Genomic DNA, 13526 nt, shown 5'->3' with positions numbered 1-13526 from the left:
TCACGGAGTAGATAATGAAAAAAGCATTGCTATTAGTTGATTTGCAAAATGATTTTTGCCCCGGCGGCGCATTGGCCGTTAACGAAGGCGACCGCGTCATTGACGTTGCCAATCGTGCTATTGAGGCTTGTCTGGACGCTGGCGTCACGGTGATTGCCAGTCAGGATTGGCATCCGGCTAATCACGGCAGCTTTGCGGTTAATGCGAATACCAAGGTCGGAGAACTCGGTGAATTAAACGGATGGCCGCAGATTTGGTGGCCGGTTCACTGTGTGCAGGGAACCGCTGGGGCTGATTTTCATCCAGCGCTGAATCAGTCGGCCATTCAGTGGATCGTACAAAAAGGGACGCAGCCGGAGATCGATAGCTATAGCGCTTTTTTCGATAATGGGCACCGGGTTAAAACCGAATTGGATGCGTGGTTACACGCTAATCACATCACCCATTTGACGATTCTGGGGCTGGCAACAGATTATTGCGTCAAGTTCAGCGTATTGGATGCGATTGCGCTGGGCTATCACACCGAAGTCCTGGTGGATGGTTGTCGTGGCGTGAATCTTTCGCCTGATGACAGCGAATCTGCGTTACGGGAAATGGCGCAACGTGGCGCGATACTGACGGATATGACGCAGTTTCTTACTACGTTGTCTTCTGCCCGTTAGCGCGACTGACAACTGAAAATAGCGGCAGCCAATGAGGCTGCCTGCTCACACGTTACGCGTTGGGTTTCAACGTAATAATGGCGTCAGCGATGTTAAACTCGCGCTTCAACTCCTGCTTGCTCTTCATCACGATTTCGCCATCAGTGCCAATCGTCATGTGCTCAGCCTCTTCGTTATGACGAGCCTGCCACATCATCACCATTTGCAGGCAATTTTCTTTCTGCTCAGCCGTCAACGCGACACCATCTGGCCATTTGCCTAACTCCACCGCCGTGACTAACCGTTGGTAAATTTCTGGCGTCATGGCATCGATCAGATCATTGAGTTCCATATCCGGTTTCTGCTCCGAGAAAGGTCAGATTTATTATTACTGGATTCCAGTTTGTGTAGCGTTTCATCGTAGCTGAATCGTTTAAAGCTAAAACATTATCAGCCTGTCACTGCCACACCTATCGAGGACAGATTACCCGTCAACGCGTTCGCCATCAACGTCGTCGATAAAACTCAGCGAGGCGGAATTCACGCAGTAGCGCTCTCCCGTGGTTTTCGGGCCATCAGGGAAAACGTGCCCCAGATGCGCATCACACTGCCCGCAGCGGATCTCGATGCGGCGCATATTGTGTGAGTCATCTTCCAGATAGCGAATCGCCTCTGAGGAAACGGGCTGATCGAAGCTCGGCCAGCCACAGCCGGAGTCATATTTGCTGTCGGAATAAAACAGCGGAGCCTGGCAGCAGAGGCAGTGATAAGCGCCAGTGCGCTTGTTATGCAACAATTTGCCTGAAAACGCAGGCTCCGTACCGCGTTGCTGGGTGACATAGCGCTGCATCTCTGTCAATTCAGTGTTGTCGGACGGGGTATGCGAAGCAGAGTCGTTAGTCATGGAAGTCTCACAGCGGGTGTTATCAATTCAATTAATCGTTGATTATAACAAAAAATTAACAACCTGACAGGCCGTTCTGGCCTAATATTAGGAATGTTATTAGCATGAATATTTAATTGTGATGCACATCACATATTGAGATAACACAGGCTTTATATGATGCATTCCGCCCTCATATCAGTCTTAGATGTTACTTAGTTACAGGGTCGAGCGGTTTTCGCACAAAGTTTGGTCATAGGTTTGACTTACAGCAACTATTGACACGATTCCGCTTGACGCTCAGCAAGGTTTTTGTAATTTTACAACCAACCTTTTATTCACAAACCAATAGCTGGTGGAATATATGACTATCAAAGTAGGTATCAACGGTTTTGGCCGTATCGGCCGTATTGTTTTTCGCGCTGCGCAAGAGCGTTCTGACATCGAGATCGTTGCAATCAACGACCTGTTAGATGCTGAGTACATGGCGTATATGCTGAAGTACGACTCAACTCATGGTCGTTTCGACGGCACCGTTGAAGTTAAAGATGGCCACCTGGTTGTTAACGGCAAAACCATTCGTGTTACTGCAGAGCGCGATCCTGCAAACCTGAAGTGGAACGAAGTCAACGTGGACGTTGTTGCTGAAGCAACTGGCCTGTTCCTGACTGACGAGACTGCACGTAAACACATCGCTGCTGGTGCAAAGAAAGTCGTTCTGACTGGTCCATCTAAAGATGACACCCCGATGTTCGTTATGGGCGTAAACCACAAAACTTACGCAGGTCAGGAAATCGTTTCTAACGCATCTTGTACCACTAACTGCCTGGCACCGCTGGCAAAAGTTATCAACGACAACTTCGGTATCGTTGAAGCACTGATGACCACTGTTCACGCAACCACTGCAACGCAGAAAACTGTTGATGGCCCGTCTCACAAAGACTGGCGCGGCGGCCGTGGCGCAGCACAGAACATCATCCCATCTTCTACCGGTGCTGCTAAAGCCGTAGGTAAAGTGATTCCTGAGCTGAACGGCAAACTGACTGGTATGGCGTTCCGCGTTCCTACCCCGAACGTTTCTGTTGTTGACCTGACTGCACGTCTGGAAAAACCAGCGTCTTATAAAGAAATTTGTGCAGCAATCAAAGCCGCTTCTGAAGGCGAGCTGAAAGGCGTTCTGGGCTACACCGAAGACGAAGTGGTTTCTACCGATTTCAACGGTGAAAAACTGACTTCCGTATTCGATGCTAAAGCCGGTATCGCACTGAGCGATAACTTTGTGAAATTGGTTTCCTGGTACGACAACGAAACAGGTTACTCAAACAAAGTTCTGGATCTGATCGCTCACATCTCTAAATAAGCGTCAGCGATGATTCTGTGAAAAAAGGGCGACGTAATGTCGCCCTTTTTTATTGTTAATTGCAGATTTCTTTTTACCACGAAAAACAATCAAAAAAAGGCACTATCATGCATAACACAATTTTCTCACTCCCCGTCACTAAGCAAATTAGCGCAACCCTCAGCCAGCGTCAGCTGGATCAACTACCTATCATCGTCGTTGATCATCCCGAAGTGCGCGCAGCGGTCGCATTACAAGGGGCGCATCTGCTCAGTTGGCAGCCGACAAACGAAGAGCCCGTGCTCTGGTTGAGCGACAATACGCCTTTTACTCATCACGTTGCGATTCGCGGCGGTGTACCGATTTGTTTCCCTTGGTTTGGCCCTTTCGCCGATCCTAACCACGGTTTTGCCCGTCTGCTGCCGTGGGAATTTACCGCTCACAGCGAAGATGAGCACGGTGTGCAGCTCACATTCACGCTGCGAGACAATGAAGAAACGCGTAAGAGCTGGCCGCATGAATTCACACTCATCGCTTGCTTTAAACTGGGTAAAGAGTGCGGCATTGAGCTGGAAGCGCATGGCGATTACAGCATCACCAGCGCGCTGCACACCTATTTCAACATCGGCGACATCAGCGATATTCGCATTGCCGGTCTGGGTGAATCATTCATCGATAAAGTGGATCAGGGCAAGCTGGCAACGCAGCAAGGCGATTTAGTCTTTACCGACCGTACAGACCGTATTTATACCCAACCGCAGGACACCAGCGTGGTACATGATGCGGTACTGAAACGCGCTATCGAAGTACACCATACGCACCATAGCGATGTGGTGTCATGGAACCCCGGTGCAGAGCTGTCTCGTACGATTAGCGATATGCCAGATGAGGGATATAAAACGTTCGTGTGTGTGGAAACCGCGCGAATTAATCAACCGTTTGTCGCATCTGCCAAGGCTCCGGCTCGCTTGGCGACGGTTATCCGCATCAAGAAATAACCACCGCTGCATATACCCTAAATAATTCGAGTTGCGTGAAGGCGGCAACCGCACGAATCCCCAGGAGCTTACACAAGTAAGTGACTGGGGTGAGTAAGAGAAGCCAACGCACATGCGGCTTGAAGTATGACGGGTATACCGCCATACACCTCTTCTGCAAATGTTTTATCTTCCGCTACACCACATCCAAATGCTGTTTGCGCGTCGGCGGTGGAAACGCCTGATCCAACTGCCCGAGATCGTCCTCAGACAACACCACGTCCAGCGCTTTCGCATTTTCCTGCACATGCTTTACAGAACTGGCTTTTGGAATCGCGATCACGCCCGGCTGGCGAATCACCCACGCCAGTAAAAGTTGAGCAGGCGTGATGTTATGTTCACGCGCAATGCGGTTCACCACCGGATGCGAGAATAATCCCTCACGCAAGCGCCCTGCCTGCGCCAGCGGGCAATACGCCATCACGGGAAGCTGCTGTTGCTGACACCACGGCAACAAATCAAATTCAATACCGCGCGAGGCCAAATGGTAAAGCACCTGATTAGTCATGCAGTGCTGTCCGCCATTTAGCGACCACAGCTCCTGCATATCCTCAAGATCGAGATTGGACACGCCCCACTGGCCGATTTTTCCCGCCTGCTGCAATCGCTCCATTGCGGCGATCGTATCCACTAACGGAATGCCACCACGCCAGTGCAGCAGATACAGATCAATACGCTCGGTTTTTAGCCGCTTCAGGCTGCGTTCACACGCCTGTATCGCTTTTTCGCCTCCCGCATTGTGCGGGTACACTTTCGATACCAGATAAACGCTATCACGACGGCCGCGTATTGCGTCTCCGACTACGTCCTCCGCCCTGCCTTCCGCATACATTTCGGCGGTATCAATCAGCGTTAACCCAAGGTCGATACCTGCTTGCAACGCCGTCACTTCCTGAGCTCTCGTGCGGGCATCTTCGCCCATGTACCACGTTCCCTGACCGATTGCCGGTACGCGGGTGTCATCTGGAAAACGAATCGCTTTTGTCATGCGTTCCTCCCTGTTTGCTGTCAACGTAACTGGTTTGCCGTCAAACCTAACATGGCATTCGGCGTACCATAAATGTGCAAATGGGGTGATATCACCCCATTATTGTACGGCAGATGCACCATGCTTACGAAGAGCATTAAAAGCGCTCATGAAAAACATCAGAAGCGATAGCTGACGCCCGCGCTCATTAAGATGCTGTGGTTACTATCAACAATCGGACTGTCTTTCATTTCGTCAGACAGACGCGTGTAACGGCCCACGGCCCAGGCGCTCCAGCTTTGGTTAATCTGATAGCCCGCACTCAGTTCAAGATACGGAGCCCAGCCATCGCCAGGGCTATATTGGGTAAAGCCGGAACGAGCAGATTCTTGTGCGCTAACGCCGTAGTAATACTGGTTCATGTTTTCACTGAACCAGGTGGCGCCGATACCCGGGGTGATGCTCAGATCGCCCATTGAGAAGCGGTAAAGGTAAGCGGTATCCCACGCGAAACCGTTGCTGTAATCCAGCGTATCCCCTGCCAGCACAGTACGAATCTCACCCCAGTCGGCAGTATGACGATAAGCCGCACCCGCCATCAGCGTACCGCGGCGTTTGTCCAACTGCTTCATACGCAGATCGTCGCTATCTCCCGGCTTAAACCCTAAAGGCAGGTAATACGCTGTTAAAGAGAAACGATTTGCGCCGTCATTCCACAGGTAGTATCCACCACCCAGCCCGCGGAAATAAAAATTTTCACTTTCATAATTCAGTACAGGAAGCGGATTAACATCATTATCAACACCACGGTACACAGACGTTGAACCCGCAGCGCCAAGACCCAGAGAAACCTCTGCGGCATAGGCTGAAGGCAGGAGCACAGCACCAGAAACCAGTGCGGCCAGCATACATAGTTGAGGTTTTTTCACAGTTTTCTATTTCCTATTACAGATAAATATCATGAAACATGATAAGCCAATTACACACGTTCGCGTTCAGGTTATATAAAAATAACATTAACGAATAACCTATATATTCGATAGGTTTTACGTGCGCTAACGTCGGTAATAGGCGGTGTCCTTAAGGCGGAACGCCCATTCTGTATAATGTTACACGGATTTTCCTGAAAGTGAGTCCTTGAAATATCTTAAAAATACGTCTGTAGACTAGAGGAAATTTTACGGATGCAAACTACGCTTTAATACAGAAGGTGACGTCTTCCTTGACCAGCAGGAATGAATAAAATCACGACGCCCTGACGCTACAAGTTGGCATAAGGGTTGCTGGACTCAGGAGATTTCTTCTTTCGGAGGGCAATACATTAATAGGCATATATTCCACACGCTCTCTTAATCTGTGCTAATCGACGAAGGACGGGCATCGCTATGAACATATTTGATCACTACCGCCAGCGCTACGACGCTGCCAAGGATGAAGAGTTCACTCTGCAGGAATTCCTTACTATCTGTCAGCAGGATCGCAACGCTTATGCGAACGCGGCTGAACGATTGTTAACGGCTATCGGTGAGCCTGTAATGGTGGATACCGCCCAAGAATCACGAATGTCGCGCCTATTCTCAAACCGGGTGATTGCTCGCTACCCTGCTTTTGAAGAATTTTACGGTATGGAAGAGGCCATCGAACAGATTGTCTCTTACCTGAAACATGCCGCGCAGGGATTAGAAGAGAAGAAACAGATTCTGTATCTGTTGGGGCCGGTCGGCGGCGGGAAATCCTCTCTGGCCGAACGCCTGAAAGCGCTAATGCAGCGCGTACCGATTTACATCCTCAGCGCCAACGGCGAACGCAGCCCGGTGAATGACCACCCGCTCTGCCTGTTCAACCCGCAGGAAGATGCCGCGATACTTGAGAAAGAGTATGCCATCCCACGGCGCTACCTCGGTACCATCATGTCACCGTGGGCAGCCAAGCGCCTTCAGGAATTTGGCGGCGACATTACCAAGTTCAGAGTTGTCAAAGTGTGGCCATCAATTCTGGCGCAAATTGGGATCGCGAAAACCGAGCCCGGTGATGAGAATAATCAGGATATTTCAGCACTGGTCGGTAAAGTCGATATCCGCAAGCTGGAACATTTTGCCCAGAACGATCCCGATGCCTACGGCTACTCCGGCGCGTTGTGCCGCGCGAACCAGGGCATTATGGAATTCGTCGAAATGTTCAAAGCGCCGATTAAGGTGCTCCACCCACTGCTGACCGCAACACAGGAAGGCAACTATAACGGGACGGAAGGCATTGCCGCCCTGCCGTTCAACGGGATTATTTTGGCGCACTCCAATGAATCCGAGTGGGTGCAATTCCGTAACAACAAGAACAATGAAGCGTTTCTTGACCGCGTGTATATCGTGAAGGTGCCGTACTGCCTGCGTGTCTCCGAAGAGGTCAAAATCTACGACAAATTGCTGGATCACAGCGAGCTGACGCATGCCCCTTGCGCGCCCGGCACGCTGGAAACGCTGGCCCGTTTCTCCATTCTGTCACGCCTGAAAGATCCGGAAAACTCCAGCATCTACTCCAAGATGCGGGTGTACGACGGGGAAAGCCTGAAAGATACCGATCCGAAGGCGAAATCCTATCAGGAGTATCGCGACTATGCAGGCGTCGATGAGGGAATGAACGGCCTGTCGACTCGCTTTGCGTTCAAAATTCTGTCGCGCGTCTTTAACTTCGATCACAGCGAAGTCGCGGCCAACCCGGTGCACCTGTTCTACGTACTGGAACAGCAGATCGAGCGCGAGCAGTTCCCGCAGGAGTTGGCAGAGAAGTATCTGGAGCACCTGAAAGGCTATCTGACACCGAAGTACGCCGAGTTTATTGGTAAAGAGATCCAGACCGCCTATCTCGAATCCTATTCCGAATACGGACAGAATATTTTTGACCGTTATGTTACCTATGCGGATTTTTGGATTCAGGATCAGGAGTACCGTGACCCAGATACTGGTCAACTGTTTGATCGCGAATCATTAAACGCCGAGCTGGAAAAGATCGAGAAGCCGGCGGGCATCAGTAACCCCAAAGACTTCCGTAACGAGATCGTCAACTTTGTCCTGCGTGCCCGTGCCAGCAATAGCAGCCGGAATCCAAACTGGACCAGTTATGAGAAACTGCGCACGGTTATCGAGAAAAAGATGTTCTCCAATACGGAAGAGCTGCTGCCTGTGATTTCGTTTAATACCAAAACTTCAACGGATGAACAGAAAAAACATGATGACTTCGTCGATCGCATGATGGAGAAAGGCTATACCCGGAAACAGGTGCGTTTGCTGTGCGAATGGTATCTACGGGTGAGGAAATCATCATAATGACGCACGATGCTGGCAACAGCGTTTGGGGGAAACATGGCCTATTTTATTGACCGACGACTGAACGGCAAAAACAAAAGCACGGTGAACCGCCAACGCTTTCTGCGCCGCTATAAGTCGCAAATAAAACAGTCGATTTCCGAGGCCATTAATAAGCGTTCGGTGACCGACATCGAAAGCGGGGAGTCCGTCTCGATCCCCAATGCAGACATCAACGAACCGATGTTCCATCAGGGCCGTGGAGGACGCCGCCACCGCGTCCACCCGGGCAACGATCACTTTGTACAGAACGACAAAATCGAGCGGCCACAAGGAGGTGGCGGCGGTGGTTCCGGTCAGGGAGATGCCAGTAAAGATGGCGAAGGCGAGGATGAATTTGTCTTTCAAATCTCCAAAGACGAATATCTGGACCTGCTGTTTGAAGATCTGGCGCTGCCAAATCTGAAGAAGACCCAGCATCGGCAGATGACCGAGTACAAAACGCACCGCGCCGGGTACACCGCTAACGGTGTTCCTGCCAATATCAGCGTGGTGCGCTCGCTGCAAAACTCGCTGGCACGCCGTATGGCGATGACAGCGGGTAAACGGCGCACGCTGCATGAGCTGGAAGAGTCACTGGAACAGCTGGCGCATACCGAACCTGCACAATTGCTGGAAGAGGAACGGCTGCGTCAGGAAATTACCGAATTGCGCCAGAAAATCGCCCGCGTGCCGTTTATCGATACGTTTGACCTGCGCTACAGGAACTACGAGCGCCGGGCCGAGCCGTCGAGCCAGGCCGTGATGTTCTGTTTGATGGATGTGTCCGGCTCGATGGATCAGGCGACGAAAGACATGGCGAAGCGCTTTTATATTCTGCTGTATCTGTTCCTCAGCAGAAATTATAAAAACGTCGACGTCGTCTACATTCGCCACCATACGCAGGCCAAAGAGGTCGATGAACAGGAGTTCTTCTACTCTCAGGAAACCGGCGGCACCATTGTCTCCAGTGCGTTAAAGCTGATGGAGGAAGTGGTTCGCGAGCGTTACGATCCGTCACAGTGGAATATCTACGCGGCACAGGCCTCGGATGGTGATAACTGGGCTGATGACTCCCCGTTGTGTCACCAGATTCTGGCGAATCAGCTTCTGCCGATGGTCCGTTACTATAGCTACATTGAAATCACCCGGCGTTCACACCAGACGCTCTGGCGCGAATATGAAACGCTGCGCGATACGTTCGATAATTTCGCTATGCAGCATATCCGCGATCAGGATGATATTTACCCTGTCTTCCGTGAACTCTTCCGTAAACAAACGGTAGGACATTAACTCCCTCTCAGTCGGCCAGTTATCTGTTGATGATTAATCGTTAGCTGGCTGATTTTTTCTCTCTGAATCTCAGATAGACGATATCCGCACTGTTGATTACCGTCTTCATGCTGCCTCGCAATGTCATCTCATACGACATATTTGTGACATTGTCACAAATATAACGCTTTCTTTCCGCCAGTGTGCGCATTACCCTGTCAAACCCATAAAACGTAGATTTCTGTTTTGTTATGCAACGATTTGTTCTGATCTTACTGGCTCTGGTTCTACTCGGCCCGCTGGGCATTGACATCTATTTACCGCTTATTCCCGCCATCGCCGTGGCGCTGAACAGCCCAGAATCGCTGATTCAGTCCACCGTCGCACTGTTTATTCTGATCATGGGATTAGGCCAACTTCTGGCGGGGCCGCTGGTCGATAAGTACGGTCGACGCCCTATGGCGCTGGCTGGTGTGATTATCTATCTCATCGGCGCGATCATGGCTGCACTGGCTACCAGCGCCACGCTGTTCATCCTCTCACGCCTTTTTCAGGGGCTGGCCGTCTGTTGTACCGCGGTCGCAATTTTCAGCAGCGTGCGTGACAAACTAAACGGTGATGATGCCGCCAGAACCTATGGTTTTCTTAACGGTGCGCTGAACATTGTACCCGCGTTGGCACCGCTATTAGGCGGGCTGTTGGCCGAAGCCTTCGGCTGGCGTGCGCCCTTCTGGTTCCTCGCGGGCTACAGCATTTTGGTTCTGGCACTCGTCATCCGCTTTCTTCCCGAAACGCGACCGGATTCAACGTTGCCCGTACACGGCTTGCCGCTGCGCCAATACGCACGTCTGTTATCCGATCGCCAATTTTTGGGATTCGCATCAGTCAACGCGGGCGCGATGGGGATGGCGTTAACCTATGTCACCTTCTCTCCTGTAGTGTTGATGAATGAGGCCCAGCTCACGCCGCTTGAGTTTTCCATTGCCTTTGGCGTAAACGGTTTTTGGATCATGCTGGTCAGCTTCTTTGCAAATCGTATTATCCGCAAAGTCGGCCGGCCGCGCTGTCTGGCTATCGGTAGCCTGCTGATGGGGGCGGGTTTTCTTTCGCTGCTTAGCGGCGTCGTTCTCTTACCCGAAGCGATGCAAAACACCTGGCCAACCTACATGCTGCCCGTCGCGCTGGCCTGTGCTGGTCTGGCATTTTTGATCGGGCCGTCCACCAGCTATGCGCTGGAGCCTTATTCCAATGAGGCGGGAATTGCGTCAGCGATGGTAGGATTTGTGCAAATGGCGGGCGGTGCAGCGCTAGGGCTGATTGCTATGGCGCTCCCTTTGCCGTCAAAAATATCACTGGCGCTGGTGATGCTCTGTGCCGCCTTACTGGCGATACGCGCCCGCCTGCTCACGCGGCACCACAAGGGCAGCATTACGCCACTGCCCCGCACGTAGTTCAAAAAACAGAACACAAAAGATAGGTACTCTAAATAATTAAAGTTTCAGGACAAACGTAAACGTTTGAACAACGCAAGGCGTTGGCCCGTTAGGGCGAGGCTTATTTATAAGCCTTGTAACGCGGCAAGCGAAGGACAAATTCGTCGGGAACGAATTTGTCCAGCCAGCGGCGGGCCTTCGGTGAGAAACAGAATGTCTCTCATTTCATCCCGATGAGCTTACTCAGGTAAGTGATTCGGGTGAGTGACAAACCAGCCAGAGGCAGGTTTGAACGCTGCTTGCAGCAGCCCCAACGTGGGAGGCACACGCAAGTGTGCCGAGTAGCGCAGCCAACGCACATGCAACTTTAAGTATGACGAGTATAGCGAGACACGGACAAATCATCGGCTTCAATCTCCGGTGATTTGTCCGACAGAATATCCGCCAGCAACTTCCCCGATCCACAGGCCATCGTCCAGCCCAACGTGCCGTGCCCCGTATTCAGATACAGATTTTTCAGCGGTGAGCGCCCTACCAGCGGCGTGCCGTCCGGCGTCATCGGACGCAGTCCCGTCCAGAATGTTGCTTGCTCAATCGGGCCGCAATGAGGATAGAGATCGCGCACCACCATTTCCAGCGTTTCACGGCGCTTGGGATTCAGCTCAGTGTTGAAGCCCACGACTTCAGCCATTCCACCAACACGGATTCGACGATCAAAACGGGTAATCGCTATTTTATAGGTTTCATCCAGTACGGTAGAAACCGGTGCCGAGGCGTCATCTGCTAGCGGGATCGTCAGCGAATAGCCCTTCAGCGGATAGACCGGAATATCAAACCACTGACGCAGTAATCCAGTGGAATAGGAGCCGCAGGCCATCACATAGGCATCTGCCACGATGATTTCGTCGTCGCACTGCACGCCCGTGACGCTCTGCCCTTCAACCCGCAACTGATGAACGTTACGCCCCAGTTTAAAGGTGACGCCGGCCTCGGCGGACATCGCCGCCAATTGGCGAGTGAACAGCTGGCAGTCGCCCGTCTCATCATGCGGTAAACGCAGCCCGCCAGTCAGTTTACCCGCCACGTTCGCCAGCGCGGGTTCAACCGAGGCCAGCTCATGACGAGTCAACAGTTGATACGGTACGTCAGCCTCTTCCAGCACGGCGATATCGCGTGTCGCGTTTTCATACTGCTGCTCAGTGCGGAACAGTTGCAGCGTTCCACCTTGCCGACCTTCGTACTGGATGCCGGTATCCTGCCGCAGCGCTTGCAAACAGTCGCGGCTGTATTCCGCCAGACGCACCATCCGCGCTTTATTGGTTTTATAGTGGCGTGCATCGCAGTTGATCAACATTTGCCACATCCAGCAAAGCTGTGCAGCCGTAAAGTCCGGCCGGATGGCCAGCGGTGCATGGCGCTGAAACATCCACTTTATCGCTTTCAGCGGTATTCCCGGCGCAGCCCAAGGCGCGGCATAGCCAGGGGAGATTTGTCCGGCATTCCCAGCGCTGGTTTCCAACGCGGGCTCCGGTTGCCTGTCGATAACGGTAACATCATGCCCTGCCTGCGCAAGATACCAGGCGGTACTTACGCCAACGACGCCACTTCCCAGAATCACAACCCGCATGCTACCGCTCTCCCTTTCTCTCCGTTAAAGACCGTCTAATCTACTGGAAAAATGCTTATTTAATGGAATAAAACACTAGTTAAAAGGTAAAACTGAAGACTACTCTAGCATTTGGGAAGGAATTGTCACCAACCTCGACGATAACATTTATCTATTGGTCGGCTTTATTGAATAAATCAAATTCTTGATGTGTTTCAGGATCAGAGCGTGGCAGCTCTCTTTTAAATTTACTAAGGAAAGAAAAACCAGGCGGTATTAATAAGGCCCTGCTCTATCTCAAAGACGGCGATACTTTCTATTGGTTCTGGTGAAAGCCCATGAATTAATTCATGGTCAAATACCTTATTACCTAGCACTGTACGAGATACCAATTCCGCTCTCAGTTCTGGGTTGTTGAATCGGTTATTAACGTAAAACTCTCTCAACGCCTCTTTTCCTACCATCGATGGCGTTTCTGCTGGCATGCGGTATGCTTTGAAATCTGGTGAAAAGCATGACACGAATGCATCGATGTCATGTTCGTTATAGGCCTTAAACTGTGCCGCTACGGCCAATTCTGGTGACATGGTTTCTCTCCACTATGTGTTTTCTACTATGCCTGAATAAATAAGTGGTGTGCCAATTATCAAGAAATCAGGAAGGGTCGCTTTACGATTTATCTGGGCCTCAGAGCGTTTTCCTCTACAATGTATTTTCTAGCCCGCTTATCAGGTCCATCCCCATGCCAAGACTGACTCAGAAAGACATGACAGAAAGTGAACAACGTCAGCTTAAGACGTTACTCGATCAGGCGAGAAAAAAACAGGACCGCCCGCTGACCAACTCTGAGAGTAATCATATTAAAGATGATTACATCGATAAGCTGATGAAGGAACGTGAAGCCGTAGCAAAACAGGCAAAGGCCGAGAAGAAGAAAAATAAGTTTAAACCTGATTCCTCAGCAACTTATGAATGGTCAGCCAGTACAAACCTACGGGGCCGCCGATAGC

General features: G+C 51.2%; 13 protein-coding genes. 7 read left to right on the top strand and 6 right to left on the bottom strand.

Annotated elements, in window-relative coordinates:
* Window positions 1–14: 14 nt before the first annotated feature.
* On the top strand, window positions 15–662 hold the full coding sequence (gene pncA, locus K7X24_RS14590; RefSeq protein ID WP_224555515.1) for a bifunctional nicotinamidase/pyrazinamidase: 648 nt from the start codon (window positions 15–17) through the stop codon (window positions 660–662).
* A 52-nt stretch (window positions 663–714) separates the two neighbouring features.
* Here pncA and K7X24_RS14585 read toward each other — a convergent pair whose 3' ends face one another.
* Both K7X24_RS14585 and msrB read right to left on the bottom strand, forming a co-directional pair.
* Complete coding sequence (locus K7X24_RS14585; protein ID WP_103860746.1) at window positions 715–993, bottom strand: YeaC family protein; 279 nt, start codon at window positions 991–993, stop codon at window positions 715–717.
* Between the two features lie 132 nt (window positions 994–1125).
* Window positions 1126–1545: a peptide-methionine (R)-S-oxide reductase MsrB gene (gene msrB / locus K7X24_RS14580; protein ID WP_039505479.1), complete on the bottom strand. Its 420-nt coding sequence runs from the start codon at window positions 1543–1545 to the stop codon at window positions 1126–1128.
* 343 nt (window positions 1546–1888) lie between these two features.
* On the opposite strand from msrB, the gene gapA reads away from it, so the two are divergent.
* On the top strand, window positions 1889–2884 hold the full coding sequence (gene gapA / locus K7X24_RS14575) for a glyceraldehyde-3-phosphate dehydrogenase (protein ID WP_103860747.1): 996 nt from the start codon (window positions 1889–1891) through the stop codon (window positions 2882–2884).
* Between the two features lie 107 nt (window positions 2885–2991).
* Window positions 2992–3861, top strand: a complete 870-nt coding sequence (locus K7X24_RS14570) for a D-hexose-6-phosphate mutarotase (RefSeq protein ID WP_224555513.1) — start codon at window positions 2992–2994, stop codon at window positions 3859–3861.
* 175 nt (window positions 3862–4036) lie between these two features.
* Here K7X24_RS14570 and K7X24_RS14565 read toward each other — a convergent pair whose 3' ends face one another.
* Together K7X24_RS14565 and K7X24_RS14560 are read right to left on the bottom strand one after the other, a co-directional pair.
* The gene (locus K7X24_RS14565) at window positions 4037–4888 is read right to left on the bottom strand and encodes an aldo/keto reductase (protein WP_224555511.1); all 852 of its coding nucleotides are present in this window, start codon (window positions 4886–4888) and stop codon (window positions 4037–4039) included.
* Between the two features lie 158 nt (window positions 4889–5046).
* The gene (locus tag K7X24_RS14560; RefSeq protein WP_224555509.1) at window positions 5047–5796 is read right to left on the bottom strand and encodes a MipA/OmpV family protein; all 750 of its coding nucleotides are present in this window, start codon (window positions 5794–5796) and stop codon (window positions 5047–5049) included.
* A 456-nt stretch (window positions 5797–6252) separates the two neighbouring features.
* Here K7X24_RS14560 and yeaG point away from each other — a divergent pair, with 456 nt between their 5' ends.
* From yeaG to K7X24_RS14545, 3 genes are all read left to right on the top strand, one after another.
* Window positions 6253–8187, top strand: a complete 1935-nt coding sequence (yeaG, locus tag K7X24_RS14555) for a protein kinase YeaG (protein WP_224555507.1) — start codon at window positions 6253–6255, stop codon at window positions 8185–8187.
* A 36-nt stretch (window positions 8188–8223) separates the two neighbouring features.
* Entirely contained in the window at window positions 8224–9498 is a 1275-nt protein-coding gene (locus K7X24_RS14550; RefSeq protein ID WP_010295252.1) for a YeaH/YhbH family protein, read from the top strand.
* A 230-nt stretch (window positions 9499–9728) separates the two neighbouring features.
* Window positions 9729–10928, top strand: a complete 1200-nt coding sequence (locus K7X24_RS14545) for a multidrug effflux MFS transporter (RefSeq protein WP_224555505.1) — start codon at window positions 9729–9731, stop codon at window positions 10926–10928.
* Window positions 10929–11277: 349 nt separating this feature from the next.
* Here the strand turns inward: K7X24_RS14545 and K7X24_RS14540 are convergent, their stop codons facing one another.
* Together K7X24_RS14540 and K7X24_RS14535 are read right to left on the bottom strand one after the other, a co-directional pair.
* A complete protein-coding gene (locus tag K7X24_RS14540; protein ID WP_224555503.1) occupies window positions 11278–12537 on the bottom strand; it encodes a D-amino acid dehydrogenase in 1260 nt (419 codons plus the stop codon).
* Window positions 12538–12767: 230 nt separating this feature from the next.
* Window positions 12768–13103: a nuclear transport factor 2 family protein gene (locus K7X24_RS14535; RefSeq protein ID WP_224555502.1), complete on the bottom strand. Its 336-nt coding sequence runs from the start codon at window positions 13101–13103 to the stop codon at window positions 12768–12770.
* A 155-nt stretch (window positions 13104–13258) separates the two neighbouring features.
* Between K7X24_RS14535 and K7X24_RS14530 the strand changes: the two genes are divergently transcribed.
* Window positions 13259–13525: a DUF3811 domain-containing protein gene (locus tag K7X24_RS14530; RefSeq protein WP_224555500.1), complete on the top strand. Its 267-nt coding sequence runs from the start codon at window positions 13259–13261 to the stop codon at window positions 13523–13525.
* Window position 13526: the final 1 nt, after the last annotated feature.

The organism is Pectobacterium versatile (genome assembly GCF_020166435.1).
Classification (GTDB): domain Bacteria; phylum Pseudomonadota; class Gammaproteobacteria; order Enterobacterales; family Enterobacteriaceae; genus Pectobacterium; species Pectobacterium versatile.
The sequence above is the reverse complement of the archived record's forward strand: the minus strand, read 5'-3'. Positions and strand labels throughout refer to the sequence as shown.